The following is a 25,790-nucleotide window of genomic DNA, read 5'->3' as shown; positions in this document are numbered from 1 at the left end:
GTGGAATCGACGACCGAGCAACTGCGCGCGCAGCTCGCCGATCTGCAGACGGCTAATGACGCGCTGCGCCGCGAACTCGCGGACGGGCGCTCCGGCACGCGCCCCGAGCGGCCGGCGCGAGCCGCACGCACGGCCTGGGGGTGGGCAGTGCTCTCGGCGGTCTTGATCACCGTGGGGGCGGTCGTCGCGCCGGTCGCCGTGGTCTCGGCGTGGGCGAATCACGAGCTCACCGACACGGCGTACTTCGTCGACACGTTCGCCCCGCTGGCGGATGACCCGGCGGTGCAGGACTTCGTCGCTGCGGAGGCCGTGACCGCGATCGAGTCGGCACTCGATATCGAGGCGCTCGCCGACGATCTCTTCTCCGGGCTGGCCGGCCTCGACATCGACCCGCGCGCAAAAGCGGCGCTGGGGTTGCTGCAGGCGCCGGCCGTGGCCGGGGTCGAGGGGATGATCCAGCGCACGGTGACCGAGTTCGTTCGCTCCGACGCCTTCTCGCAGGTGTGGCGACAAGCCCTGACCGCCGCCCACACGCAATTGGTCAACACCGCGACGGGCCAGGCGGATGCGGTGATCACGATCGGGCAGAACCAGGAGGTCAGCCTGCAGCTCGGGCCGATCATCGAGTCCGTGAAGCAGCGCCTGCTCGACAACGGCTTCGCGCTCGCCGACCGCATCCCGACGATCTCGCGAACGATCGTGATCGCGGAGTCCAGCTCGGCCGCGAGCTACGTCGCGCTTTACCAGGTCGTGGTCGCCGTGGGTGTCTGGCTTCCCTGGGTCGGGTTGCTGCTCCTGGCCGCCGGCGTGCTCGTTGCGCGTCGCCGTTCGCTCGCCCTGCTGTGGGCCTCGGGTGCGCTGCTGCTGTCGATGGTGTTGGTGGGCGGCGGCATCGGCGTCGGAGAGAATCTCTTCGCGGTGGAGGTCGCATCCGCGATCCCGCACGATGCGGCGGTCGCTCTCTACGCGGGCATCCTCGGGTTCGTTTCGAGCATGGTCGTGGTGGTGGGGGTGCTGGCGGCGACCGTGTTCGTGGTGACGTTGTTCGCGGGCCCGTGGCAGTGGGCCCGCACGGTGCGGGGTCTCGGTGCGTCGGGGCTGGCCACCATCCGCAACCGCGCCGAGGTGCATGGCATCACCACGGGACGCACCGGGGAGTGGCTGTACCGGTGGCGGATGCCGCTGCGCATCGCTGTCGCGGCACTGTGCTCGGCGTTCATCGTGTTCACCCGGCCGCTCACCCCGGGGATGATCGTGTGGACCGCCGTGATCGGAGTGTGCGTCATCGGGGTCATGAGCGTGGCCTCCCGGCCGATGCCAGCGGACCCCGTGCGTGAGACGGAACGACAGAAGGAGATCGCATGACGGGCGAGCCCAGCCGGAGAGTGCAGATTCAAAGCGCTCCCAACCTCCGTGATCTCGGCGGCCTTGTCACTCCCGACGGGCCGACCAAGAGCGGAGTCGTGTACCGGTCGGCGACGCTGTCTTCGCTGACGGATGCGGACGCGTCGGCGCTCGCCGCCCTGGGCGTGCGGACGGTCTACGACCTGCGCACCGCCGACGAGGTTCAGGCTGCGCCCGACCACCTGCCGGAACAGATCGAGCGCGTCCCGCTCGACGTGCTCGCCGACAGTTCGCTCAGCGTCGCCGCGCGGCTCGGAGACCTCTCGGGAGATCCGCGGGCATTCGCGGCGTCGCTCGCCGGGGGTCAGGCCGAGCGCCTCTTCGAGGAGACGTATCGCGATCTGGTGCGGCTTCCGTCGGCGCTTCGGGGTTATCGCACGTTGTTCCTCGGGTTGCTCGATGAGAACCGCGAGGGAGCAGCGCTGTTCCACTGCACCACCGGGAAGGACCGCACGGGGTGGGCGGCCGCCTCGCTCCTGTCGGTCGCGGGGGTTGGCGCAGACGATATGTATGCGGACTACCTGCAGACCAACACCGATCTGCTTCCCGCGCTCGAGCCGGTGTTCCGTCAGGCGGAGGAGCACGGCGTGGATCGTGAGGTGCTGATGCCGGTGCTCGGGGTGCGCGAGAGCTACCTGGATGCGGCGTTCGCTCAGATGCGCGCGCAGTTCGGAACGATCGAGGGGTACGCGGCGGATGGCCTGGGCCTGAGCGGCGAAGAGCTCGCCCGGCTGCGCGCCTTGCTCGTCTGAACCGCGGCGGCGCGCGAAAAGGGCTCCGGGGTCTGCGCCTCCCCGGGGCCCTCGCCAGACTCTCGATTACCCGAGGTTCTGGTCGTCGAGCATCTGCGTGATGAGCACCGTGCCAGCCGCCAGCCGCCAGCCGCCAGCCGCCAGCCGCCAGCCGCCAGCCGCGTGCTGCGAGCCGCGTGCTGGGAGCCGCGTGCTGCGAGCCGCGATCTGCGTGCCGCAAGCCGCAAGCCGCAAGCCGCGATGTGGGTGCCGCGAGCCGCGAGTCGTGTGACGTGTGCTGCGAGTCGCGTGTTGCGTGCTGCGAGTCGCGTGCCGTGTGCCGCGATCTGCGTGGTGTGCGTGCCCGAGGGTCCTGCCCACGCCGGCACCCTGCGCCCACGCCCACGCCCACGCCCCCGCCCCCGCACAGGCGGATGTTCCGCAGCCAGCGCTGTCGACGCCGGTCAGTTCCGAGATGTGCGACTCCTGCATGCCACCTAGACGGAGTTCTCCCACGGTGGTGGTTCGTCGTCTCGTCGCGCCGTCGTCATGACGTCTCGGTAGGGTGACCGCTCGTCGTCGGGTGTGAAGTGCACCGCGGTGGGTGGCGACGGGTCGGGATACCTCGCGCCGAGCGGTGATGTCCATTCGACGACCCCGTCGTCGAACATCTGCACGCGCCAGGCGGTGAATTGCTTCATGGAGTGGTGTCGTTGGCAGAGGCATTGCAGGTTGTCGGTGCGGGTGGGTCCGCCGTCGGCCCAGTCGTGGACGTGGTCGATTTCGCATCGGATGGCGGGTGCGGCGCATCCGGGTGCGCGGCATCGCTGGTCGCGGCCGGTGATTTGTCGGCGGAGGCCCGGGGGGATGTCTCGTCGGTCGACGGCGAGGACCTGCCCGGTGATCGGGTGGGTGAGGATGCGGTCCCAGCCGGTGGTGGAGCTGCCGGCGAGGCGTCGGGCGGTGTCGGCGTCGATGGGTGCGCGTCCGGCGAGGTCGGCGGGGGAGTCGTCGGTGCCGAGGAGGGTGAGCACGGGTACGACGACCTGCACGTGCGCCCGGATCGCACCCAGGGTGCCCGGACCATCGTCGGTGCGGGTGGGATCGGCGTTGGGCTGCGCGGTGAGGGCCATGTCGGCGAGGAGGTCGGCGCGCACCTGGTCGATCGTGCGGGTGTCGGTGGCGTGGGCGGTGTCTTCGGGGTCGTCGGGGAGCCCGGCGGCGCGGGATTCCCGCAGCCGCTGTGCGGCCCCGGTGCGCAGGTCGGTGAGGGCGCGGGCCATCCGGGTGGCGCGGTCGTAGATGCCTTCGCCGATGACGGTGGGCACGATGAGTCCGAGGTGGCTCATTCCGTCGCCCAGGGGAGTGAAGAACACGCGGCGCTCTTCGCGTGCGTCGGCGTGGCGTTCGGTGAGGGTGCGGGGGTGCAGACGTTCGGCGAGGATCTGTAGCCCGGCCCGAACGCGCCCGGGGGTGTCCGTCTCGCACCGCCGCACGGCCTCCGCGTCGAACGCGGCACGCGCCTCGGGCGGCAGGACGCTTCCGGTTTCGACGATCAGGCGCACGTGCCCCTCGTGGATGCGGCCGTCGGCGAGGGCGGCGAGGGTGAGGGGATAGTTTTCGCAGAGTTCGGCGGCGGCGTTCATCCGGCGCTGCATGGTGCGGTCGGAGACCCGTGAACGGGCGCCGAGTTCGAGAGCGATCGCGCGCTGGGCCATATCGTGGTCGCGCACCCGGCGCGGAGAGCCCGCGCTCTGCGCTCGAGCCAGCTCCTCGGCCCGAGCGAGCGCTCGAGTCAGCTGCGCCTTCGATGCGGCGACGGCGGCATTCGCCTGTTCGACGGCGTGCGCGATCTCGCTCAGCGCGGCCTGGTCGGCGTCGCTGAAACCGATGACCCCGTCACGGCCCATGGCACCCCTCCTGAGACGGCGGCAACGCTCACGCGCTGTCGCAGCTCGCCGGGGCACTCGGCGATGAAACGGACCAAAAGCGGCTGCTTTCGACCTGAGATAAGTCTCGCACCAACCTCCGACATCGGCCCCAGCGGCATCGCCGCTCGACCGACCGGCCCTTGCTTGCACAGCGTCGAGCCCTACCCGGCGCAGCCCGACCGGCGCATCGCAACCGGCGCGCCGCAACTGGCGCAGCCCGACCGGCGCAGCCCGACCGGCGCAGCCCGACCGGCGCAGCCCGACCGGCGCACCGCAACCGGCACATCGCAACCGGCGCAGCCCAACCGGCGCAGCGCTCACGGCGCACCGCAACCGACGCATCGCAACGAGCGCACCGCATCCGGCGCAGGTCGACCGTCGAGTCAACGCCTGCACAGCGGCAGTCAGCTCGTGCGTCTCCTCCACAAGGTTGGCGAGGTGCGCGGGATGCGGGCTTGGTGAGGTCGACGGGTTCGCGGGGTCGGGTTTTCACGGGTGAACGGTGGGATCGGATCGAGCCGTTGCTGCCGTCGAACCAGGGCCACAGGAGTGCCCCGTTCGGTGACAGCCGCCGGGTGGTCGAGGGCATGGCGTGCCGGTATCGGACGGGGACTCCGTGGCGTGATCTGACGCGGGAGCAGTTCGGGCCGTGGCAGACGGTATGGAAGCGGCACCGCCGCTACGTCAGCGATGGATGGAGATCGGGTGCTCGCCATCGGCCGGTCTGGCTGATTGAGCCCGCCGGTCACGGAGTCGGGCGCTCTCGCAAACAGCGGCTTGGCCTTGCCACGAGGCATGACCTACCGTGCCATGACCTACCGTGCCGCCTTCGCCGTCCGTGCGGCCGTCGCCATCCGTGCCACCCGTCGCCACCCGTGCCGCCGTCGCCACCCGTGCCGTCCTCAGCTGGCTATGCGCACAGCAGGTATGCCCTACCCGAGCGCCTGCACGAAGTCGACAGCGAGCGACTCCATGAAAGCCCCGTGGTCGAGGCCCGGGGTGGGCGCGACGGTGGGGGGAAGGACACTCAAGAAGTCGAGATGCCCCACGCCCTCGTATGTGTGCACGCTGACTTCAGCGGGGGAAGCACGAAGGATCTCTGCGGTCGTCGGCGGTGTGACCGTGTCGGCCCCTCCTGTCAGCACGATGACCGGAACGCGGAGATTGTCGAGCGCGGCCGGTGCCTGGAACCATCCGACTGTCGGCGCAAGGGCGACGACTTTCTCTACCCTGGGTTCGACGGGCACGGGGATCGGCTGACGATCGCGACCCCATGGTTGCGCACCGGCAAGACAGAGCGCCGCCCATCCTCCGGCGGAGTGCCCTGCGGCGACGACGGGCAGGTCTTGACGATCTAGCTCGCGAAGCGAATCCGCCAATCCGACGGCGCATTGGCGCATCTGCTCGTCCGTCACGGTTCTCACGTCGAAGCGGTCGTGGATGGGTGCAGCGACGATGAACCCCGCAGCCGCGGCGGCGCGGATGAGCGCTTCATATCGAGCGGGGTCACCACCGGCGCCCGGCGCGAACAGCAAGATCCCGCGAGCGGCGCCGGGAGGATTCACGATCACGGCTCAACGCTAATAGTTGCGTCGGCAGTCGGAGCCCACCTCTCACGCAGAGGGCCCCGAGGCGCACCCACACACGCACCCCGTGGCCCCTCTCTTCACTCCCGACTACCCCAGCGCGGGGAACAGCGTCGGCGTCGTGCGGGCGTGGGTGGCCTGCTCGAAGTCGTACGCGAAGCCGAGCAGCGTGCCCTCCGTGAAGTCGCGCCCGAGGAACTCGAGGTTGACGTTCGCGCCAATGATGGCGGTGGTGCCGTCGGCATCCGTGGCCTGTCCCATCGGCACGGTGACCGCGGGCATTCCGGTGTTGGGGCTGAGGCGCAGGTTGGTCGCGACGGTGCCGTACGGGGCGGCGCTCGGGTAGACCATGGCGTCGAGGTTCTGGCCGTCGAGCATCTGCGTGACGAGCACCTTGCCGGCGGCGAGCTGCGTGGTGTGCGTGCCCGTGGGCCCTGCCCACGCCTGGTACGTCTCGGGGGTGACGGCGTTCCGGGTTGTGTACGTGGTCGCGCGCGACGGCACGAAGTTACCGTTCGCGAGGATCCCCTCCAGTGACCGGGCGGTGACGTCCGGGTCGAGGTGGGTCGCGATGTACTGGTCGAGGTCGTGCTTGAACTCGTTCGTCGAACCGGAGCCTTCGTTCAGCACGTTCGCGAACGCGGCCGGCGGGGTGATCTCGACGACGGTCGCGCCCTGTGCCTCGAGCACCGCGCGGGTCTCGGCCCATTCGCGCAGGACGGTGGCGTTCGCCGTGGCGCGCGGGTTCGTCAGCGACGGGTCGAACATTGCGGCCACGTAGCCGATGCGCTTTCCCTCGAGGGCGGTGTCGCTCAGCGACGACGTGTACGACTCGGGCACGAGTCCGGTCTGGCGCTGGGTGACCGCATCCGCCGGGTCCACACCCACGACGGCGTCGAGGGCGACGGCGGCGTCGAGCACGGTGCGGGTCATCGGTCCGCCGGTGTCTTGCGTGAGGGCGAGGGGCACGATGCCGTCGCGGCTCGCGAGTCCGACGGTCGGGCGCACGCCGACGAGCTGGTTGTACGACGACGGCACGCGGATGGAGCCGCCCGTGTCGGTGCCGAAACCGATGCCGGCGAGGTTGGCAGAGATCGCGGCTCCCGTGCCGCCGCTCGAGCCGCCCGCCGTCTGCGCGGTGTTGTACGGGCTGGCGACGAAGACCGAGGTGCCGGGTTTCTGGAAGGACGAGAACTGCGACTCGAATCCGAATGCGAACTCGTCGAGGCTCGCCTTGGCGAGGATGACGGCGCCCTGGGCGCGGAGGCCCTCGACCATGTTCGCGTCGGTGGTGGTCTGGTTGTCGTTCCAGCATCCGCATCCGGCCGTGGTCACCATGTCGACGGTGTCGTAGTTGTCTTTCACGGCGACCGGCACGCCGAGCAGCATGCTGGTCATGCCGTTCTCGGCGCGTGCCGCGTCGGCGGCTGCCGCGGCGTCGAGGGCGACGGTGCTGGTGGTGATGATCGAGTTGAGCGCGCGCTGGCCGTTGGCGACGGGGGTGTCGTCGTAGGCGGCGATGCGGTCGAGGTAGGCCTGGGTGATCGCGACCGAGGTGGTGACACCGGCGTTCATCGCGGCCTGCATGTCGATGACGGATGCTTCGATGAGCTCGAAGGGTCCGTCGTCGTAGATCATCCGCTGCGAGAGGGCGGCGAGGTCGGCGACCGTGAGGGTGCCGTTGGCGTCGCTGTCGAGCTTGCCGAAGGTGGTCCACTCGGCGGCGGTGCTCGTGAGTCCGAGCTGGGCGGATGCGGCGTCGAGGTCGGCCGTGGTGACCTGCTGGTCGCCGGTGACGTCGAGTTCGGTGTAGTACGGCGCGAGGATCGCGGCGTCGGATGCGGCGGTGGCCGTGGGCGCGGCGAACGCGGGCGAGATCGCCGTTGTCGCGGCGACCGCGCCGAGCACCGCGGCGGCGGCGATGGTGCGGGTGGTGGTGGTCTTCATGGCCTTCTTCTTGGGGGAAGGAGCGGATGCGGATGCGGCGAGGCGCGCGCGATCGGTGTTCATCGGGTGGCCGCCTGTCGGCGACGGATCACGAGCACGGCGCCGAGGGCGACGAGGGCGGCGCCGATGGCGCCGGTGACGAGCCACGGGGTGGCGTCGGCGCCGGTGGAGGCGAGCGGGTCGCTGGGTGTGGTGCCGGTGATCGGCAGCGCGCTGGCGGACGGCGACGGCGTGGTCGTCGGTGATGTGCTCGGGCCCGGGGTGACGGGTGCGGCCGCGATGACGGTGGTGGCGGTGAGGCCGGGCGCGGTGACGTCGACGGCGGTGGTTTCGCCGGCGGTGCCGATGAGGGTGCTGCTGTCGAGCGAGATGTCGGCGGAGCCTGCGGCGAGGGCGGTGAACGTGAAGCTCACGAGCGTCTGGGGTCCGGTGAGGCCGGGGGACGTGCCGAGGCGTGTGCTGCTGAAGGTCACCGCGTCGGTGCCGGTCTGCGCGTCGCCGAATCCGCCGGTCGGGTAGACGGCGCTCGCCGCGTCGAACGACAGCAGCGCCGGGTCGTAGCCGACGACGAGGTCGTAGGCGTAGAGGTCGGCGACGGTGTCGGCGGCGATCGTGACCGTGAGGGTGTCGCCGGCGGTGATCGTGGTGTCATCGACCGTGAGGGTGATCGCGCCGTAGGTGGCGGGCGCGGCCATCGCGGCGGGGGCAGCGATCAGCGTTGCGCCGACCACGGCGGTCGCGGCGGCGAGCAGCGCCGCAAGGCGTCGCCCGCGCAGGCGGGTGGGGGAGATGCGTTCGGGCATGCGAAAGCAGGGCCTTCCTGGCTGTGGGCGGGCCGCGCGCACGAAGCGCCGGATGCGGCCGCACCAACGAATGGGGGAGGTGGTGCTTACGCAGACTCGCAGCCCGGTGTTACCGGACCGGACTGGCTATGTTTCTGCTGTGCGAATGTTGTACTGAGCAGTTCAGTTCGGTGCTGCACCTCTGATGCAGAGACCTTGGCGGCAACTAGCGGGACAGGTCCAAAGCTCCAAGTTTGTGCCTGTTCTGCGCCCGACTGGCCTGGACGACACAGCCATGATCAACGCAGCACTCGTACAGGGCGACGTCATCCTCACCGCGCCCCGCACCGGGCTCGGAACCGACTACTTCCGGATCGACGGGACGGTAGTAGTCCCGTCGTCGAGGACCATGACACTTGAGAATGCCGAACTCCGGCTCTCGGCTGGTGCGGCCCGAAACGTGAGCCGCAACGCGCGCCAGAACGCCGCGGGCGACTCTGGCATCACTCTCATCGGCCGAGGCCGCGCGAACATCGACGGACAAGCAGCGCTGCAGACCTCGACCTCCGCCATCAACTCAATCGGCGTCTCGTGGGTGAACGTCACCAACCTCGTCGTGCAGGACGTCACCATCGGCCCGTGCATGGTCTGAACCGGTGTGCGGAAGGCTCGGCTCCGTCGCATCGAGCTCGCCCAAGATCGCTCCACCACAAACCAGGACGGCATCGACTTCGGCCCGTCTTGGAATGACATTGTCGTAGACGGCATCTCCGGCAGCACCGTCGACGACGGGTTCTCGATCTTCGCGCAGACGACCGCCGGCTTCTGTCACTCGTACTACAAGCAGGCCGGAGTGGCGACCGAGACGAAGAACATCCTCATCCGAAACGTGTCTCTCAACGTGGGCATGAACGTCGTCCGACTGCAGGCCGGAGACGGGCTGAAACTCTCGGGCGTGAAGATGCGCAGTATCGAGAACCTCAACGACGACACCAGCACGAACAACTACGCAGTGCTCATGTTCGGCGAGTCCGGCTACGTCACGACTCAGCCGACGAAAGCGGACCTGTCGAACATCGATCTCCGCGGCTACCACGGGCGGGGAGACGTGGTCATCGGTGCTTCATCCCACTTCTCTTCGGTGACGGCCGACGACGTCACCCTGACGATGCCCTGGAAAGCCATCGTCGGTATCGCCCAGGTGAGTCCCAACTTCGCAACGAACAGCGAGGACGTGACGATCCGGAATCTCGTCTCGCTCGACGGTTCCACAGATTCCGTAGGTAGCGCCATCAACCTGCCCGGGCCCGCGCTGCTGGCGGGACTGGTCATGATGAACTGGGTGATCAAGCGCTGCCAGAACATCTTCAACAACAACGGCCAGGCCACGCGCATCACAGCAACGAATATCGCTGTCGAGACAATCGTAGGTCAGATCGCGCGTTCCGCCACGGCTGGTAGCGGCACAATCGACCTGGTGACGGTAGGGGGGGGGGGTGGGACGACGCGCTGGGCCGGTGTCCCGACCAACCTGCGGCTTGGTCCGAACATGCCGACCATCACTTCCGTGGACACAACTCCCTCGTCCGCAGTCAAGGGGTCGGTCATTCGGTGCGACCACACAAAGGAACCGGCCGGCGGCGCTGGCACAACCGGCGGCGAATACGTCGCCACCGGAACGGCGTGGACGAAGCGAGTCGACCTCGGGGCCGCCTTCTGATTGCTTAGGCCGCGGGGAAGCCGAGGTCCGATGATGTGAGGTACTCGCGGATCACCGGCGCGATCCGATCCGCGTACTCGTGGGTGATGTGCGCGGAGTCCATCTTCATCGGGATCGTCCCGACGAACGGAGGACACTGCCCATCCGTGCAGAACCACGGACGGGTATCGACGAGCGTGCCGAAGTCGGTGAGCTTTCCCTCGCGGCCTGCCCAGTCGGTTGGCAGCACGCTGACGCAGTCAGCGGGTGAACTCGTCGGCGTGTAGCACTCCTGGGGGTTCTTGTCGTTCGATACGCCAGGGACGAAGAGAATCCGCGACCCGCTGGTAATCTTCGCGAGCTGCGAGCTCGTACCTTCGACGGTGCCGATACCGGAGACCACGACGACGTCGGCCGCAATCTCGTTGATGGCTGCCACTGCATCGTCGTGACGCTGTGCACAGCCCTCCGGTATCTCCGTGGGGTCATCAACCGCCCAGTCGGTGAAGGGGCATCCGAACCGGCCCCACGAGATCACGCGCCATCCGCTGCCTGCCCCAACTGCGGCCCGGAACGCCTCCACATAGGTCATGCTGACGGAGTTTCCGACCAGCACGATCGTGTGTGCGGCGTCAGGGTCGCCCCAGACGCACGTGGCGTCGTCTCGGTCGGCGGACCCGCACGGGAGGATGTCCTCCGGAGCCTGCTTCTCGGCGATTGCGTCATCCATGCTGGGCGTCAAATTGTCCGGCCAACGCGTCGCCCCCAGTGACGCTTGAATCTCGGTCTGCAAGGCATCCAGCTCGGAACTCTCCGTGGCGGCGGGTTGTTCTTCGCCGAACGTGGCCTTGGGTGTGTACGCCGCGGCCGGTGTGCTCGGCGCTGAAGTCGATAGGGCGGCGGTGCTGATTCCGGCCACGATCAGCCCGACGAGGGCGACGCTGACGAACGCGTCGCGTCGACTCCAGAGGCCATCGGGGAAGAACTCCCGGTGCCCCTTGCGGCGGCCTGCGGGGCGCCCGAACCAGCGTGCGCGGCGCAGCGGGTCCTCGACCAGCGTGTACGAAACCCAGGCGACCACGAAGGTCAGGACGAGGATGCTGGCAAGAACGATGGGGCTATCGCCGAACAGCGAGATCCCGAAGATGATCAGCGGGAAATGCCAGATGTAGAGGCTGTACGAGACGTTTCCGACCCACGAGCTGACCGGGTTCATGAGGGGCCACAAGAAGCGTTGCTCGCCTCCGGTACCGGCCGCGATCACGAGCGCCGTCGAGAGGACAGGAAGCGCCGCCCAGGGGGCGGGGAATCCGCCGTTCGCGTCGTCGATGTAGAACACCGACACGATGATGCCGGCGAGCCCGATCCACCCGAGTACCGGCCGGATCATCGATGGCAGGGCCGCGAGAGAACCCGCAACCACCGCGAGGAGCGCGCCGATGCCGAGCTCCCAGGCGCGGGTGAACAGGGAGAAGTACGCCCACGTCGGGCTGTTGGCGGTGTCGTACAGTGCCCACGCGAACGATCCAGCGACGATGAGCAGCATCGCGACGGCGACTGCGGTGTGCGCAAAGCGAAGGTTCGCGCTACCTCGGCGCCCGATCATCCAGAAGATGAGCAACATCAGCCACGGCCACACGAAGTAGAACTGCTCCTCGACGGCGAGGGACCAGTAGTGCTGCAGCGGGGAGATCGCAGTTCCGGCGTTGAAGTAGTCAGTTCCGAGCGCGGCGTAGCGCCAGTTCGCGGCGAAGAACGTCGCCCAGATTCCATCCCAGAACGTCTGAGTTGCGCGCGCCGCGTTGAAGAACAGGTACCCGCACGCCACCGTCACGATGATCACGAGGACGGCGGCGGGCATGATGCGCTTCAGCCGGCGCACGTAGAAGCCGCCGAACGAAATCGTCCCTGTGCGCTCATGCTCCCGCAACAGCAGACCTGTGATCAGGAAACCGCTGATGACGAAAAACACGTCAACGCCGACGAATCCACCGACCGGCCAGCCGAACAGATGGTCGAGGATCACCGCGACGACGGCGACCATCCGGAGACCCTGGATGTCGGGCCGGAACGTCTTCTTCCGAGCGCCTTCTGGCGCGATCTGACCTACTGCAGCGCCCGATGGCATGCGACCCCCCGCGATTGATATTCGACGACATCCTACGGATCGCAGGTCACCGCCTTGTAACAGGCCCTTTCTCCCTCAAATTAGTAACTCCGCCGCTCGAGGTCGCGGCGCATGCCGCGCCTCAGAGCTGCGCGGCCAACTCTTTGATCCAGGCAGCGAGGTCAGCTCGCAAGTCGTCACGATCGAGCGCGAACTGGATGCCGGTCTTGAGGTAGTCGAGCCGGTCGCCGGTGTCGTAGCGGCGCCCTCGGAAGATGACCCCCAGCACGGGCCCGGCGATCGACTCGTCGTTGGCGAGTGTCTCGAGTGCATCGGTCAGCTGGATCTCACCGCCCTTGCCCGGGGGAGTGTTCTCCAGCACGTCGAAGATCTCGGGCTTCAGCACGTACCGACCGATGATGGCGAGGTTGCTCGGTGCGTCGGCCGCGGATGGCTTCTCGACGAGATACTTCACCTTCACCACGTCAGCCTCGTCGGTCTCATCGACAGCTGCGCACCCGTAAAGGTGGACTTGCGACGGCTCCACTTCCATGAGCGCCACGACGGTCGCCGACCGCGCATGAGAGACCTCGATCATTCTTGAGAGGAGCACATCGCGAGCATCGATCAGGTCGTCCCCGAGTAGCACGGCGAACGTCTCGTTGCCTACATGCTTCCGAGCGCGAAGCACCGCGTGCCCGAGTCCGAGGGGATCCCCCTGGCGAACGAAGTGAATGTCAGCCAGATTGCTGGCCTCCATGACCTTCGCGAGCTTTGCCGCATCACCCTTTCGCTCGAGCGTGTGCTCGAGTTCGGTCACGCGGTCGAAGTGGTTAGCCAACGCGTTCTTGTTACGTCCCACAATGACGAGCACGTCGTCGCTGCCCGCCGCGACAGCTTCCTCGACTACGTACTGAATCGCAGGCTTGTCTACAACGGGAAGCATCTCTTTTGGCATCGCCTTGGTGGCCGGCAGGAACCGGGTACCAAGGCCAGCAGCGGGAATGACTGTCTTGATCGATGTATGCGACATGCAGCTCACGATAGGGAACGCTGGTGAACGGGGTATTTCGTACGTGAGTAGCTTTCTCGGGACGGCCACGATTGCACTACGTGCTGGCACTACGTACTCTCGCGCCTTATGTGAACCGTGGCTGTTCTTAGATCGAGGAACGTGAGCCGAAAGCGATTTCGCTTGTTAGCGGGAAGTAGTTCGTTGCCGTGGCTGCACCGGCACTCTTCCGGTTGGCCCAAAGGGATGACGTCACTCCGAGAATGCCAAAGAGGAGCAGGTTAGCTGGCGGACTCGTGTAGGCCGGTGCCGCAATCGACTCGAATGCAAACTCGATTGACCACACCATCCCAACGGTGCCTGCCCAGCGCGCGAGCGCGCTCGACTCCTCGAGGCGAGCGACGCGGAGAGCAGTGCGGGCGAGCAAGATCAGCCCCAGCGCGAAGGCGGTGAGTCCGAACCACCCGCCCTCGCCAAGAATCATCGGCCAGAAAGTATCCGTCAGGAAACGGCCGCCCTGTTGCAAGCCCCACACGCCGGCGAAACCTTGCTGCACGTAGAACGGACTGTAATTCTCTCGGGCGACGAACCCGCCGTAGTGGGATAGTCCCACGCCGAGTGGAAAGTGGGTGTTCGCGAGATCGACTGCACTCCGGTACAGAACCGTGCGTGCAGCGCCGTCCGGATTGACGAAGTACTCGTCGTACACCTCGCCGAAGGCTGATTGAATCTGCGATCCCGAGAGCAGTAGGAGAGGAGGCGTTAGGGCGATAATGACCAGCGCAGTTGCTGCGGGCTTCCTGCTGAACGCAAACCATCCGACGACTGCGGCGAGACCGATGATCGCCTTACGCCGAGTGCTGAGAATTGCTCCGAGAAACGAACCCCACATCAGCGCGGCTGTGATGGGAGTCTTGCGCACGATATGGCGGTAGCAGAGTAATGCAATCGCGGACAGTGCCATCATCTGCCCGAACGCGCCGGGGTGCCCGAACAAGCTGATCACGTTGACGACGCCGCCGCGTTCGTTCAGGTTCTCGGTCGACGCGAAGATGGGTAGCCATATTCCAGGTACTGCGACGTTTACAGCAGCACCGAGAATAACAAGCGCAACGATCCACCCGCCGACCTTCGCCATCATTTTTAGGTCGCTGTCTACCCACCGAATCTGTGCGACCGCGAAGGCAAACAGAATGCCTTTCATGATCAAGAACGCATCCAGCCCTACGAGGAGTGGGGATGCCCCCGTGGCAACGGCTCCCACCGCGGCGAACAGCAGAAACGCGGTGAACGCCCAGCCTCCGGGGAGCGCCGCGACTCGTCGTCGTTCTGTTCCAACGTGAACTAGCGAGAGCACGAGCAAGGCGGCGATCATGATCTCGTCTACGTACTCGAGCCCGCCCGCCCCGGCCACATTCTGCAGGGTCGGGATGAACACTGACGCGAGAAGCGTGACGGCGGCGAACAGCTTGATCTGTGTGGCGAGCCAGACCGAAATTGCGAGGGCGATCACCCCCACGAACACCACAGGCATCTCGAAGCACGCCCACACCATTAGTGCCGTAACGCCCGAGCCGCCGAAAAGTATGTAAGCGGTCGTCGAGCGGGATGAAGCCGCGCGGGTTGCCATAGGAGTTGAGCCTAACGTTCGCCCGGGCTAGGGCTGCGTCGCCGTGGTTCGCGATCCATATTGCGCTTCGTCGGCGTTTGCTGCGCTTGGATCGTTCTCGTACCGCTGCTTCCTCCGTAGGAAGGGACGCTCGACGAGGTAGAACGATGCTGAGGCTACGCCAATGGTTACGACGAGCGTGATGGCGGCAAGCAACAGCGGGGAATCAGTAACGAACCTGGCCGCGGTTAAGACCAGGATGTGCCAGAGGTACATGCCGTAGCTGATTCGCCCTAGGTAGACCATGCCACGGAGTTCCAGCACTCGAACGGCTACGCGTGGCGCACGACCGGTGGCGAGACCGAAGACAACTGCGGTGGCGGCGAGTACCGCGACTGGCCAGAAGACTCTTCCGAAGAGTTCGTAGGCTGCGGGGTCACCCGAACCGGAGTACCCGACGGTTGTCGCGAGCGCCAGGCTGGCAAGGGCAACCCAGAAAAGCCAGCGTCCCATCCACTTCGGGGGTGTGCTGATTGCGAGGAACGCTGCAAGTGCGCAGCCCAAGAGGAGCCCGTCGCTGGCAAAGTCTGTTCCGCCCTGCCTTGATCCGCCGCCATCCCACACGAACACTTTGAACACGATCGATAGAAGCGCACCAATCAGGGCGACGAGAAGCACCCCTCGGGCGCGTCGCCACTTGTAGATCGCCAAAAGTAGAAGTGGCCAAACGACGTAGAACTGTTCTTCCACGGCAAGCGACCAGAAATGTGAGAAGAGTCCCATGTCGGTCCCGGGAGCAAAGATCGGTACCCAGTTGTTGAAGTAGAGGAGCACTGAGGGCAATGCGTTCAACGTCGACTGCGCCGAGGGGTTCGCGGTCCGGGTGAGTAGGACGGCTGCTATCGCGGCGGTCGCGGCGGTGACAATGATCAGTGCTGGGTACAGCCGGAGGAAGCGGCGTGCGTAAAAGCGCTTCAGTGACAGGCGGTCGGTTCGATCGAGCTCGCGGAGCAGGATGCTGGTGATCAAGTACCCGGACAAGACGAAGAAGATCAGGACGCCAGTTTTTCCTCCCCCGAACCCTGCCACCTCCGCGTGCGACAGGATCACGATGATCACTGCAAGCGCCCGTAGCCCGTCCAACGATCGAATGTAACCCGTCCCGGGACGGCCGAGAATCTCATTGGTAGCCACGCCGCGAGCCTAGCGATTTCAATGTTTCGGGGACGCAAACAACTGAAGGCTTTGAAGGGTCGCGCGCCGCAGGTCCGGGATGATCGATCAGCGGGACGCCTGCCCCGACTCGGTACTCGTCGAGTTCGTTTCGTGCCTACGAGCCGTGGACCGCGCTCCGGCATCCGCACGCGACAGGCGCGAGTCCCGACACGTCGTACTCTCGCACTTGGCACTCTGCGGGCCTCGGACTCAGGCGGAAGAGTGTTCGCAGGATCGACGGAGCCCGGGGTTCGATGATCGCCGGATGGTCACACACCGTACACGAGGGGCTCGCGCCGCATACGTCCGTTCGTCCGCTGGAAAGTCCGGACTCGATCGATGGATTATCCGCCATGAGTTCCCCCGGGGGTCCATCAACGCGCCTCGCCATCGAGTGCGTGTCCCCCTTTTGGTGGACAGTACCAGATGAGATCTCTCTCATCTGCAGGGCTGCTGTTCCGAGAACTCGCAGTCAGCGGGCGCCGACACGAGGTATGAGTCGTCCTTTCTGAGATTCCCGACCCAGCGACCTAGTTTGTTGATCGGGCGTCCCGCCGCAGCCGACCAGCGCGTGCTCGAAACGAGCCTCTTTTGCCGCTGGCCGACCGTGGTTCGATCGGGCAGGAGTTGAAGAAAACGGCAACAGGACAGACCGTTGGCGCGAGCATGCGGACGCCGACGTACTATCCCCTGTCACGCATGTATCGACGGGAATGAGTCCCGCACTGCGCCTACGGGCGTCCCATCCCCAGATACGTCCATCCGGCCGCACGCCAAGCGGCAGCGTCAAGCCCGTTGCGACCATCGACCACGACTCGGCCAGCCGCGAGAGTTGATGCGTGAGTCGGATCGAGTTCTCGGCGATACTCATCCCATTCCGTGACGAGTATGACGGCGTCCGCGCCGGTGAGTGCCAGGTCGCGGTCTTCGACATAAGTCAGCTGGGGATGGACGCGACGCGCGTTGTTGATTGCCGCTGGGTCTGTGACAGTGACGTTCGCGCCCAGGCCGTGCAGCCGAACAGCCACGTCCAGAGCTGGAGAATCACGGATGTCGTCGGAATGCGGTTTGAACGCGGCGCCCAAAACCGTGACGTTCTTCTCGAATACCTGTCCGCCCAGTCCCTCGACGACCAACTGAACTGCACGTTCGCGTCGACGGAGATTAATCTCATCGACTTCTCGCAAGAATGCAACTGACTCGCCGCGGCCGAGCTCCTCGGCCCTGGCTGAGAATGCACGGATATCTTTCGGGAGGCATCCGCCGCCGAACCCAATACCCGCGCCAAGGAATTTTCGCCCGATGCGATCGTCGTACCCGATCGCATCTGCTAGCTGCGTGACGTCGGCACCCGTGACTTCTGCGATCTCGGCCATGGCGTTGATGAAGCTGATCTTCGTGGCGAGAAATGCGTTTGCGGAGACCTTTACCAACTCCGCGGTCGCACGGTCCATCACTAAGAAGGGCGTGCCTTTCGCCACCGATGGGTGATAAACGTCGCGAAGGACCTGGGCCGCGCGCAGTCCCTCGGGGCCTTCCGGCACACCAGCAACGAGTCGGTCGGGATCGATTGTGTCCTGCACCGCCCACCCCTCGCGCAGAAACTCCGGGTTCCATACCAGCGTGGCGCCCGTCGGATCGACACGTTCAGCCAGGGCGGCTGCCGTCCCCACCGGCACGGTCGACTTGCCGGCCACGACGTCGCCGGGGCTCAGATGAGGGAGGAGTGCATCAACAGCTGCATTTACGTAAGTCATGTCTGCGGCGTAGCCGTCCTTCACCTGTGGAGTACCAACTCCGATGAAGTGGACTTGAGCTCCCGCTGCATCGGCCATATCCGTGGAAAACCGGAGCCGGCCGCTTTCGATTCCTTCGGTCAGAATCTCTGCGAGGCCGGGTTCGAAGAACGGCGCCCTCCCGGCCGACAGCGATTCAATCTTCCTCTCGTCGACATCAATCCCTACGACGTCGTGACCGATAGAGGCCATTGCCGCTGCGTGAACGGCTCCCAAGTAACCGCACCCGACAACTGAAAGCTTCATAACATCGTTCCTATCAGACGCTCGTGTCATTCCTGTTTCTGCCCTGCATGCTTCGGGACTCTGCGACGTGGAGTGTTCGCCCAGGACAGTGCCCTCGCGGGATACCGTCGCTATCTGCGTCCGAAGAGGTCCACAGACTCCTGGTTCTTGTCGACTCTCACAACGGATGCGGCGGCCAGCTTGAGATCGTCGAGCGTGATCTCGTCCGCCGCCCTGACCACTGCCAAGCCTCGGTCGGCGAGCGATCGTGCGAGATCCTCCTGGTGGCCGTCGACATGCTCTCCCTTATCAACTAGTCGCGGCGACAGCACGGGGAGTTTTCCTGCCGATAGCGCGGTGATAACCGTTCCGGTTCCCGAATGTCCGACAACCGCGTCGGCGGCGCTCAGCGCCTCGATCAGCTCGTGGGAGGGCATCGAAGCGACGACACGACCGGGTAGGTCAATGGTTGGCGTGCTGCCCAGCTGCCAAAGCACTTCCGCATTTCCGGGCAGGATGTCGCGAACCCGTTCCACGAGTCGCGTGAAGCCATACTCCCCGTTACCGCCGAGAGTCACGACGACTCGACGAATTTCCGCAGGCGGCGCAACGGCGTCGACCTCGAAACCATCAAACACCGAGAGCGCATAAGCCCATTTTGGGGACGGGGCCGCGGATCGATGCTGCACGTAACGGGCAACACCAGGAAGCCGGTCCAGAAGCTTCCCCGTGGTAGACAGCTCCGTAACTCGTGTGGCGCTCTCTACATACGCGATCGGCACACGCTGCTGCTTCGCGGCAATGTATGCGGACAGAGCGATCTGTGAGCCAGTACTGACTACTCGTGTCACGTTGTGAGCTTGCATAGCGCGACGGACGACTCGTGAGTCTCGCAAGACCCCTGCCCAGTCGCGGGGTGGGCGCGTGGGGATAAAATCGACCGAATCTCCGGCAAGCATTGAACTGCTCTGCCCAGTTTCATCCGTCACCCACGTGGCCGGGCCATCCCCCAGCCTTGGAGCGAGTCTGTGGAGTTGCGCAAGGTGGCCGCCGGATATAGCCACGAACATTGTTGTCATAGCCCCGTTCCTTTCAGGTCGGTTGAGCGGGCAGGGTGAAGCGTGTAAAGCTGCCTCAGCCCCGCGTCGTGAGCGTCAGCGGAGAACTGATCTTGGTACTTCTTCGACGCGCTTCTTCGCAGTTCGTCGACGCGGTCGCCACCGTTGAGAATCGTCACAATCGCGTCTGCAAGGCGGACGTGGTCCCCGACCGGGACCACGCTCCCGGCACCTTCGGCCAGTCCAGGCATCCCGCCCACGTCACTCACGACGAGTGGCACACCGAATGCGAGGGCCTCGATCAAGAACATCGGCTGCCCCTCAGCGCGCGAGGGCAGCGTCGCGCATGCTGCGAACTGGAGACGATCCTGAACCTCTGCGGGGGAGAGCGGCCCAACATGGTGCCGAGATAGCGCACCCAGTTCCTCGTCAGCCAGGTCCGCGTCGAGAGGCCCCGCAATAATGAGCTCCGCCGACGGTTGCTGGGCCTGAACAAGATCCCATGCGCGCAGGAGGGTATCGACGCCTTTTCGGTGTCCTACGCGCCCAGCAAAGACGACAGACATGCCGCTCGTGTAGGTCGGGGCTGGCGGTGCGGGATCGATCGGCCCGGGATTCGGAAGGATCATCGCCGGAACCCGAGGGACGAGTTGGTTCACACTTGCAAGCGCGTCATCGTTGAGTACTGCGACTGACGACATTCTCGACAAGACCAACTTGTAAAGCGTTCGCCATAGCGCGCTATCCCCTGCCGACCGAACGAAGTCTGAGCCGTGGATCGTGGCGAAGAGCGGTTTTCCGTTTGTCATAAGCACCAAGAGTCCCTCCCTGACGAAGGAACCACGGTGGCTGAGGTGGAAGTGGATTTGGTCTGCACGGCTTCGTCTAACAGATAGGAGAGCCGAGGCCACCGTGCGAAGCCTCGTCGAGAGGCTTCCTCTCTTCGAAGACGCGACAACGTTCATGTCGAACGACGGCCAATGGGAGTCTCCGTAGGCTCGCAGTACCGTCTCCATGCCGCCGAGCTGCAGGGGATCCGGTCCGACGTGAGTGACTCGCTGACGTGCTTCGAGATTCATTGGGTATCTCCGCGGTTACTTCGGGTGATGACGGTCAAAGCGATCCACCAGCACAGGAGCTGAATTGTGCCGCCGATGATGGCGCCGACCACGGCGCCGGCGGGGGAGAAAGTTGCACCGAAAATGATTGCGGCGAGTGAGACAGGAAGAGTGGCCAGGCGGAGCCTGAACGTCAGCCGTGCCTTTTCCATGGCGCGCAGCGCGGCGGTGGCGCCGTACGCAACGTTCGATACAGCGGTTTGCAGAATCAGCAGCGGCACGATCGCTGCACCGACCGACCAGCTCTCCCCTAGAAGCGCTTCTCCGAGGGCCGACGGGACGAGCATCAGTAGCGCGGCGTAAACGAGTGTGGCGGCGAGAAGCGACAGGGAAATAAGCAGTGCTCGCCGCGGAAGCATCTGGATTGCGTTAGCTCGCACGAGATTAGCCATCGCGGGGAGTGCGACGACGGCCACACCCATAGAGATCATGCTGAGGGGCCCGATCAGCACTTGCCCACCTCGAAGAGCAGCACTCGCCCCGAGCCCGGAGAAAATGACACTGAAGTAGATGACGCTTTGCTGAGTTCCCGAGATGGTCAGATACTCACCCCAAAAACGGAACGACAAGTCGCGAGTGGACTTTATCCAGAGCCAGCCTCCGCGGAGCGAAGGTGCCGCGCGCTGCATGAGCATGAACACGGTGAGTGCGACGGCAGCTCCCGCGATCCAAGTCCACAAGACAGTCGAACTGTTGGTGACACCGAGTAGGGCAATTACCCCGTACGACATGAGTTGTGCACCGATCCAGATTCCGTCAACGAGCGATGCGGAGGCCGGTCGTCCGTTGGCGAAAAGCCAGTATCGAGCGCTGTCCACGGCCATCAGGAAAGGAAAGCCAGCGGCGAAGATAAAAAACAACGTGCCCGATGGGCCTGCTAGTGCACCGGCAATCACACAAACGACGAGGCCGAGCAGACCCGGGAGTGCGGAGGCTCCCAACAAACTGCCAGCGCTTCCAGAGAGTGAACTCCCTTTAGCAATCCGAATCAGCGCGGGCTCTCCAAGGAAAGAGCGTGAAGTTCCCAATCCAAACTGATATATGGCAAACGCAATACCGAAAACACCGAACTCATCCAGCGTCGTTACCCTTGCGACAAGTACCGACAGCAATAAGTTTGAAACGCTCGAAAGGCCTTGGTCGAGTGACGACCAGCCAACCCGCCTAAGCCTCTTCATTTACGCAAGCCCGATACGAGGGCGACGGCCTCGGCGGGCTTGGAAGCGTTTGCTCGCAGTGCGTTCAGCTGCTTCTCGTCGAGCCTGGCGGCTGTGGCGGTCGGATCATCGGATCCTGTCACCATTGCGGCCCACGCGTCGTCAACCGCTTCGATGGCGGTGACTGACGCCGGAGCTCCTATGGAATGGAACAGTTCGGTGCTCTTCGTCTCGTAAGCGATCGCAATCACTGGCGTTTCGGTAATCAAACTCATGATCGCCATGTGCATTCGTGTTGCGATGACGAGATCTGCGCCTCGCAGGATCGCCATCAACTCTTGGGGGCTATGGAAATCTGAGTTAATCTCCATCTGCAACCCGCCAAAGATGCGCCGTGCAGTTTCGGAGTCATCGATGGCGTACCCGTCCACGCCTTGGCATGTTGAAACGGCCTGGCAACGCCAGCCCTTAGCGATGAAACCCTCAGCCGCGGCCCGCATGGCAGCCGCGTAGCTCTCGAACGAGAAGTCTCCTCCCGCTACAGCTTGGTTCCAATCTCTTACCGAAAACAATACGAGCGGCTGATCTTCTGACCGTCGTGCCTGCTTCTTCAACGGGTCATACAGAGAGAACACGACATCGGCGCACACGTCGCTCAGCGCCGGGAGGGGCCCTACTGATTGCCATGCCCGCTCGGATCGTGCGTCTCGAAAGTAAACGCCGTCGACGAGTGGGACCAGTTCCTCTGCAAGCTTTCGGGATTGCTCGGTCGCGAAAGGGCCGAGCGACTGCGTCCACAGAAAAACGCGCTTCTTCAGAGCATGCGCAAAAGCAATCTCCGCCACGCGATGTCCGAAGTTGTAGTGGTCTACGAGGTATGTGCCGCCGCTGCTGAGGACGATGTCGGCCTCAGTGATCTGACGCAGGGCGTGGACGAAGTCCGTACGGGCGCCAAGAAGAAACACCGCTCGTCGTGCGACAGCTGATCTGGTGATAATCCGGACAGCCGTTGTGCGCAAGCGGGAACTGGCCGCTCGAAGAGCGCGGGACCCGCGCGTTGACCGAGTTGGTTGCTGGATAATTTTCCATTGGGGGTAGAGCTGGCTAGCCTGAGCGGCTGCGCTGTCCAGTGCCGTGAACTCGATAGGGTCCGCGCTGTTCAACTGGAGCGTGTGCGCTATGGCCTCGAAGATCGCCGCGTCACCTGTGTTACTCAAGACGGTGTTGAGGACCACGACGTTCATACTGTTTCGATTCCTTCAGCTTGTTTCTTGAGGAGTGGCCCACAACGGCCAGGGCGTACCGAGAGGGCGTTAGTCACCGCACGCTCAATTCGGATATGGCCTCCTTTAGGCGGCGAGCAAAGTGTTCTTCTGTGAAAGAATCTGCGTGCGCGCGAATTGTTGGCTCCTGCCAGTCGATCCGCCGACTTCTTTCGATTCCGTCTTTAATCGACTCAGGAGTCGGGGCGTCGAAGTACGTCCCGGTTTCATTCTCGCGGATTGTGTCTAGGAATCCGCCCCAACGCAATACGACTGCAGGCTTTCCGTGCGTCGCGCCTTCAATTGGAGTCAACCCAAAATCTTCGTAGCTTGCTGACACCACGGCGGTGCAACGCGCATACAGCCATCTCATCTGGCCGTCTGAGAGATTCTTGACCATAGTCACATTCGTCGCGGCGGCCGCTTTCAGTCGCTTCTCCTCCGGCCCGGCGCCGACCACGACGAGCGGCAGGCCAAGCTCGTTGAATGCCTGAATAACCGCACCGACGTTCTTGTAAGGAAGAAGCCGAGAGATGCATAGGTAGAAACCTTCATCAGTCGTTATGGCGGGGAGAGTGACGGGCTCTTCCGGCACAGTCATGTCTACTGAGTGTGGGGCAGGAAGAACCTCGGCATCGATGCCGTAGGTCTCCTTGATCCGTCCTTGAACCACAGTCGAGATCGCGAAGTACTTGGTGGCAGTGCCTGCCATCCGCTTGTCCCACCGCTTTAGGAACGGAGTCAACAGTCCAAGTGCTAGACCTTTGAGGCCGGGTCGCGACGTGCCGAGATATGAGTCGGGCTGGTACAGCCAGCGCGCTGGTGAGTAACAGTAGACAATCTTGCGACCGCTCGTGCGGAAGCCGTGAGCCCATCCGCTCGAGCTGACGATCGTATTTCTGGCTGGAACGCGGACCCGTCCTGATGCCCACGCCAAGAACGGCAGAGCTAGACGGTGTGAACGCCGAAACGGTCCGAAGCGGTTTATTACCGACGGAATGACGTCGACGTCACCGAACTCTGGGTAGGTCAGCGATGGTTCATACAAGGTCGTGTAAACGGGCGCAGAGGGAAACGCGCGATGCAGTGCCAGCACGACCTTCTCGGCACCTCCTCGTTGAGTGAGATAGTCGTGTGCGATGGCGACATCTGCGGCTGCTGCATCGAAATCTGACGGGTTCATCTCGGTGGCCTTTCGTAGCTAGGAAGCGGTCGCAGTGAGGGTCGCGAACTCCCGCACGGACTGCTGCCAGGGGATCGTCGGTGCCCATCCGAACTCATCCGACAAGCGTGAGGCGCTCCCCGTGATGACCGCAGGATCTGTCGGCCGGAATCGGGACGGGTCAACTTCCAAAGTTGGGAGCTGACGCTCAAGCGCGTCCGCGATGGTCTCGAGTATGGCGTGACCGGTGTGCGAGGCACCGGACGCAACGTTGTAGACGTGATGTTTGTGTCCGGGCGCGAATGCGAGCGTCAAATATGCGCGAGATACGTCACGCACGTCCGTGTAATCGCGAGCAGCGGCGAGATTGCCGACCCGAAGATTTTCGCCCTCGTTGAGTTCTTGAAGGGCGGCCGTGAGGTCGGGTACGAGGAACCCTGGGCCTTGACCAGGCCCGATGTGGTTGAAAGGGCGCGCAATGACAGTGTCAAGACCACGCTCGGCGTAGTAGGCGGCTTGAGTCTCGACGAGAATCTTCGCCACCGCATAAGGCGAGCTGGGGACGACGGGGCTATCTTCTGTGATGAGTTCTTGAGCGACGGGTGGGGCGTAGACGGATCCCGAGCTAACGACTACCACGCGAGCGCGACTGCGCTCGCGAATCAGAGCCTCGGACATGCGCGTCATGATCCCGCTATTGACGTTCAGATATTGCTGAGGGTTGTCGAACGACGGGCCGACAGCTGCGAGGCCGGCGAGATGCACAATTGCGTCTGGTCCAGTGGGAAATTCCCACACGTGTTCTAGATCGGCAGAGAAGTACTCCGAGATATGAGGGCCGAGCGCACCGGTCGGCTCGCTCTCTCGGCCAACGGCCCACACGGTGTGTCCGGCTGCGGCGGCGGTCGCCGCGACGTGCGCTCCAACGAAACCGTTCGCACCGGTGATGAGGAGGGTCTGGCCGGTCACGGGGCGAGAGAGTTAAGGCGGCCCTGTTCGGCCAAATCGTGAGCGACCATGAGCTTCACAAGACCGGGGAAGTCGACCTCGCGCCGCCAGCCGAGAACTTCTTCGGCCTTCTTTGGATCTCCGAGGAGGATGTCAACTTCCGCGGGCCGCATGAAGGCGGGGTTCTGAACGACGTACGGCGTCCAGTCGTCGATACCGATCTCAGCAAAAGCGAGAGTCAGGAACTCTTCGATCGAGTGGGTTTCACCGGTGGCCAGCACGAAGTCATCAGGCGTGTCGTGCTGCAGCATCCGCCACATGCCTTCGACGAAGTCGCCTGCGTACCCCCAGTCGCGCTTCGGCCAAAGGTCTCCGAGCTCAATGTGAGGCTGGAGGCCGAGCTTGATCCGTGCGACCGCGTGAGTGATCTTCCGGGTTACAAACTCGATCCCGCGCCGTTCGCCTTCGTGGTTGAACAAGATTCCACAGGACACAAACATGTCGTAGCTCTCGCGGTAGTTCTTCGCGATCCAATGTCCGTAAAGCTTCGCGACACCATAAGGGCTGCGGGGGTGGAATAGGGAGTTCTCGTTGTAACCGTCACCAGGACGGTTGTAGTCGAGTCCGCCGAACATCTCAGACGTTGACGCCTGGTACACCCGGGTGGTCTGCGCGCGGCCGGTGATGCGTACGGCCTCCAACACGTTCAGCACGCCCTTCGCGGTCACATCCGCCGTCAGCGTCGGGTTCTTGAAGGAATAGCCCACGTGGCTTATGGCTGCGAGGTTGTAAAGCTCATGAGGGTCCGACGTTTCAACTGCGCGAACCAGCGAGGTCGGATCGATCAGATCGCCCTCGATCAACGTGACGTACGGATACTGGGCGATCACGGCGTCACGGCGGGGGTTTGACTGTCCACGAATCAGCCCGAAGACCTCGTACCCCTTGTCGTGCAAGAGCGCAGCAAGGTGTCCGCCATCCTGACCGGTGATACCCGTGATCAACGCGCGACGCGATTCAGACAAGAAGATCCTCCAAGGA

At 64.4% G+C, this 25,790-nt stretch carries 20 protein-coding genes and 1 pseudogene; 5 read left to right on the top strand and 16 right to left on the bottom strand.

What is annotated here, in order from left to right; translation table 11 throughout:
* Both LMI96_RS07310 and LMI96_RS07305 read left to right on the top strand, forming a co-directional pair.
* On the top strand, positions 1–1,365 hold the full coding sequence (locus tag LMI96_RS07310) for a hypothetical protein (protein ID WP_228361010.1): 1,365 nt from the start codon (positions 1–3) through the stop codon (positions 1,363–1,365).
* Positions 1,362–2,156, top strand: coding sequence for a tyrosine-protein phosphatase (locus tag LMI96_RS07305; protein WP_228361009.1), 795 nt, complete (start codon positions 1,362–1,364; stop codon positions 2,154–2,156). The genes LMI96_RS07310 and LMI96_RS07305 overlap by 4 nt, the downstream gene beginning before the upstream one ends.
* Before the next feature lie 476 nt (positions 2,157–2,632).
* On the opposite strand, the gene LMI96_RS07300 is transcribed toward LMI96_RS07305, so the two are convergent.
* Complete coding sequence (locus LMI96_RS07300) at positions 2,633–4,045, bottom strand: HNH endonuclease signature motif containing protein (protein WP_228361008.1); 1,413 nt, start codon at positions 4,043–4,045, stop codon at positions 2,633–2,635.
* 479 nt (positions 4,046–4,524) lie between these two features.
* Between LMI96_RS07300 and LMI96_RS16405 the strand changes: the two are divergent.
* Positions 4,525–4,749, top strand: a pseudogene (locus LMI96_RS16405) (transposase); the annotation flags it as partial.
* A gap of 249 nt (positions 4,750–4,998) precedes the next feature.
* Here LMI96_RS16405 and LMI96_RS16400 read toward each other — a convergent pair.
* The 3 genes from LMI96_RS16400 to LMI96_RS16105 form a co-directional block, all read right to left on the bottom strand.
* Positions 4,999–5,637, bottom strand: a complete 639-nt coding sequence (locus tag LMI96_RS16400; RefSeq protein WP_228361032.1) for a hypothetical protein — start codon at positions 5,635–5,637, stop codon at positions 4,999–5,001.
* A gap of 105 nt (positions 5,638–5,742) precedes the next feature.
* Entirely contained in the window at positions 5,743–7,662 is a 1,920-nt protein-coding gene (locus LMI96_RS07285; protein WP_228361007.1) for an amidase family protein, read from the bottom strand.
* Complete coding sequence (locus LMI96_RS16105; protein ID WP_267059311.1) at positions 7,659–8,402, bottom strand: cohesin domain-containing protein; 744 nt, start codon at positions 8,400–8,402, stop codon at positions 7,659–7,661. The genes LMI96_RS07285 and LMI96_RS16105 overlap by 4 nt, the downstream gene beginning before the upstream one ends.
* A gap of 274 nt (positions 8,403–8,676) precedes the next feature.
* On the opposite strand from LMI96_RS16105, the gene LMI96_RS07270 reads away from it, so the two are divergent.
* The gene (locus tag LMI96_RS07270) at positions 8,677–9,033 is read left to right on the top strand and encodes a hypothetical protein (protein ID WP_228361006.1); all 357 of its coding nucleotides are present in this window, start codon (positions 8,677–8,679) and stop codon (positions 9,031–9,033) included.
* Positions 9,034–9,039: 6 nt separating this feature from the next.
* Positions 9,040–10,101: a hypothetical protein gene (locus tag LMI96_RS07265; protein ID WP_228361005.1), complete on the top strand. Its 1,062-nt coding sequence runs from the start codon at positions 9,040–9,042 to the stop codon at positions 10,099–10,101.
* A 4-nt stretch (positions 10,102–10,105) separates the two neighbouring features.
* Here the strand turns inward: LMI96_RS07265 and LMI96_RS07260 are convergent, their stop codons facing one another.
* The 12 genes from LMI96_RS07260 to LMI96_RS07205 form a co-directional block, all read right to left on the bottom strand.
* Entirely contained in the window at positions 10,106–12,208 is a 2,103-nt protein-coding gene (locus LMI96_RS07260) for an acyltransferase family protein (protein WP_228361004.1), read from the bottom strand.
* Between the two features lie 121 nt (positions 12,209–12,329).
* Entirely contained in the window at positions 12,330–13,220 is an 891-nt protein-coding gene (galU, locus tag LMI96_RS07255; RefSeq protein ID WP_228361031.1) for a UTP--glucose-1-phosphate uridylyltransferase GalU, read from the bottom strand.
* 127 nt (positions 13,221–13,347) lie between these two features.
* A complete protein-coding gene (locus LMI96_RS07250; RefSeq protein WP_228361003.1) occupies positions 13,348–14,829 on the bottom strand; it encodes a hypothetical protein in 1,482 nt (493 codons plus the stop codon).
* 27 nt (positions 14,830–14,856) lie between these two features.
* Positions 14,857–16,002, bottom strand: a complete 1,146-nt coding sequence (locus tag LMI96_RS07245) for an acyltransferase (RefSeq protein ID WP_228361002.1) — start codon at positions 16,000–16,002, stop codon at positions 14,857–14,859.
* 752 nt (positions 16,003–16,754) lie between these two features.
* Positions 16,755–18,065: a UDP-glucose/GDP-mannose dehydrogenase family protein gene (locus LMI96_RS07240; protein WP_228361001.1), complete on the bottom strand. Its 1,311-nt coding sequence runs from the start codon at positions 18,063–18,065 to the stop codon at positions 16,755–16,757.
* 110 nt (positions 18,066–18,175) lie between these two features.
* The gene (locus LMI96_RS07235; RefSeq protein WP_228361000.1) at positions 18,176–18,895 is read right to left on the bottom strand and encodes a glycosyltransferase; all 720 of its coding nucleotides are present in this window, start codon (positions 18,893–18,895) and stop codon (positions 18,176–18,178) included.
* Between the two features lie 224 nt (positions 18,896–19,119).
* Positions 19,120–20,118, bottom strand: a complete 999-nt coding sequence (locus tag LMI96_RS07230; RefSeq protein WP_228360999.1) for a glycosyltransferase family 4 protein — start codon at positions 20,116–20,118, stop codon at positions 19,120–19,122.
* 59 nt (positions 20,119–20,177) lie between these two features.
* Positions 20,178–21,398 carry a hypothetical protein gene (locus tag LMI96_RS07225; RefSeq protein WP_228360998.1) on the bottom strand — a complete coding sequence of 407 codons (1,221 nt, stop codon included), beginning with the start codon at positions 21,396–21,398 and terminating at the stop codon, positions 20,178–20,180.
* Positions 21,395–22,612 carry a polysaccharide pyruvyl transferase family protein gene (locus LMI96_RS07220; protein WP_228360997.1) on the bottom strand — a complete coding sequence of 406 codons (1,218 nt, stop codon included), beginning with the start codon at positions 22,610–22,612 and terminating at the stop codon, positions 21,395–21,397. Before LMI96_RS07220 ends, LMI96_RS07225 begins: the two co-directional genes overlap by 4 nt.
* Before the next feature lie 82 nt (positions 22,613–22,694).
* The gene (locus LMI96_RS07215; protein ID WP_228360996.1) at positions 22,695–23,822 is read right to left on the bottom strand and encodes a glycosyltransferase; all 1,128 of its coding nucleotides are present in this window, start codon (positions 23,820–23,822) and stop codon (positions 22,695–22,697) included.
* Positions 23,823–23,840: 18 nt separating this feature from the next.
* On the bottom strand, positions 23,841–24,770 hold the full coding sequence (locus LMI96_RS07210; protein ID WP_228360995.1) for an NAD-dependent epimerase/dehydratase family protein: 930 nt from the start codon (positions 24,768–24,770) through the stop codon (positions 23,841–23,843).
* Complete coding sequence (locus LMI96_RS07205; RefSeq protein WP_223721684.1) at positions 24,767–25,774, bottom strand: GDP-mannose 4,6-dehydratase; 1,008 nt, start codon at positions 25,772–25,774, stop codon at positions 24,767–24,769. Before LMI96_RS07205 ends, LMI96_RS07210 begins: the two co-directional genes overlap by 4 nt.
* Positions 25,775–25,790 lie beyond the last annotated feature (16 nt).

Origin of the sequence: Microbacterium sp. cx-59 (assembly GCF_020805625.1) — a bacterium.
In the GTDB taxonomy this organism is placed as follows: domain Bacteria; phylum Actinomycetota; class Actinomycetes; order Actinomycetales; family Microbacteriaceae; genus Microbacterium.
The sequence above is the reverse complement of the archived record's forward strand: the minus strand, read 5'-3'. Positions and strand labels throughout refer to the sequence as shown.

Coding starts and splice junctions, on each gene's coding strand:
- LMI96_RS07260 (WP_228361004.1), bottom strand. CDS start 12,208: ATGCCATCGGGCGCTGCAGTAGGTCAGATCGCGCCAGAAGGCGCTCGG.
- LMI96_RS07285 (WP_228361007.1), bottom strand. CDS start 7,662: ATGAACACCGATCGCGCGCGCCTCGCCGCATCCGCATCCGCTCCTTCC.
- LMI96_RS07300 (WP_228361008.1), bottom strand. CDS start 4,045: ATGGGCCGTGACGGGGTCATCGGTTTCAGCGACGCCGACCAGGCCGCG.
- LMI96_RS07225 (WP_228360998.1), bottom strand. CDS start 21,398: ATGAAGAGGCTTAGGCGGGTTGGCTGGTCGTCACTCGACCAAGGCCTT.
- galU (WP_228361031.1), bottom strand. CDS start 13,220: ATGTCGCATACATCGATCAAGACAGTCATTCCCGCTGCTGGCCTTGGT.
- LMI96_RS07305 (WP_228361009.1), top strand. CDS start 1,362: ATGACGGGCGAGCCCAGCCGGAGAGTGCAGATTCAAAGCGCTCCCAAC.
- LMI96_RS07215 (WP_228360996.1), bottom strand. CDS start 23,822: ATGAACCCGTCAGATTTCGATGCAGCAGCCGCAGATGTCGCCATCGCA.
- LMI96_RS16105 (WP_267059311.1), bottom strand. CDS start 8,402: ATGCCCGAACGCATCTCCCCCACCCGCCTGCGCGGGCGACGCCTTGCG.
- LMI96_RS07230 (WP_228360999.1), bottom strand. CDS start 20,118: ATGGAGACGGTACTGCGAGCCTACGGAGACTCCCATTGGCCGTCGTTC.
- LMI96_RS07250 (WP_228361003.1), bottom strand. CDS start 14,829: ATGGCAACCCGCGCGGCTTCATCCCGCTCGACGACCGCTTACATACTT.
- LMI96_RS07240 (WP_228361001.1), bottom strand. CDS start 18,065: ATGAAGCTTTCAGTTGTCGGGTGCGGTTACTTGGGAGCCGTTCACGCA.
- LMI96_RS07270 (WP_228361006.1), top strand. CDS start 8,677: ATGATCAACGCAGCACTCGTACAGGGCGACGTCATCCTCACCGCGCCC.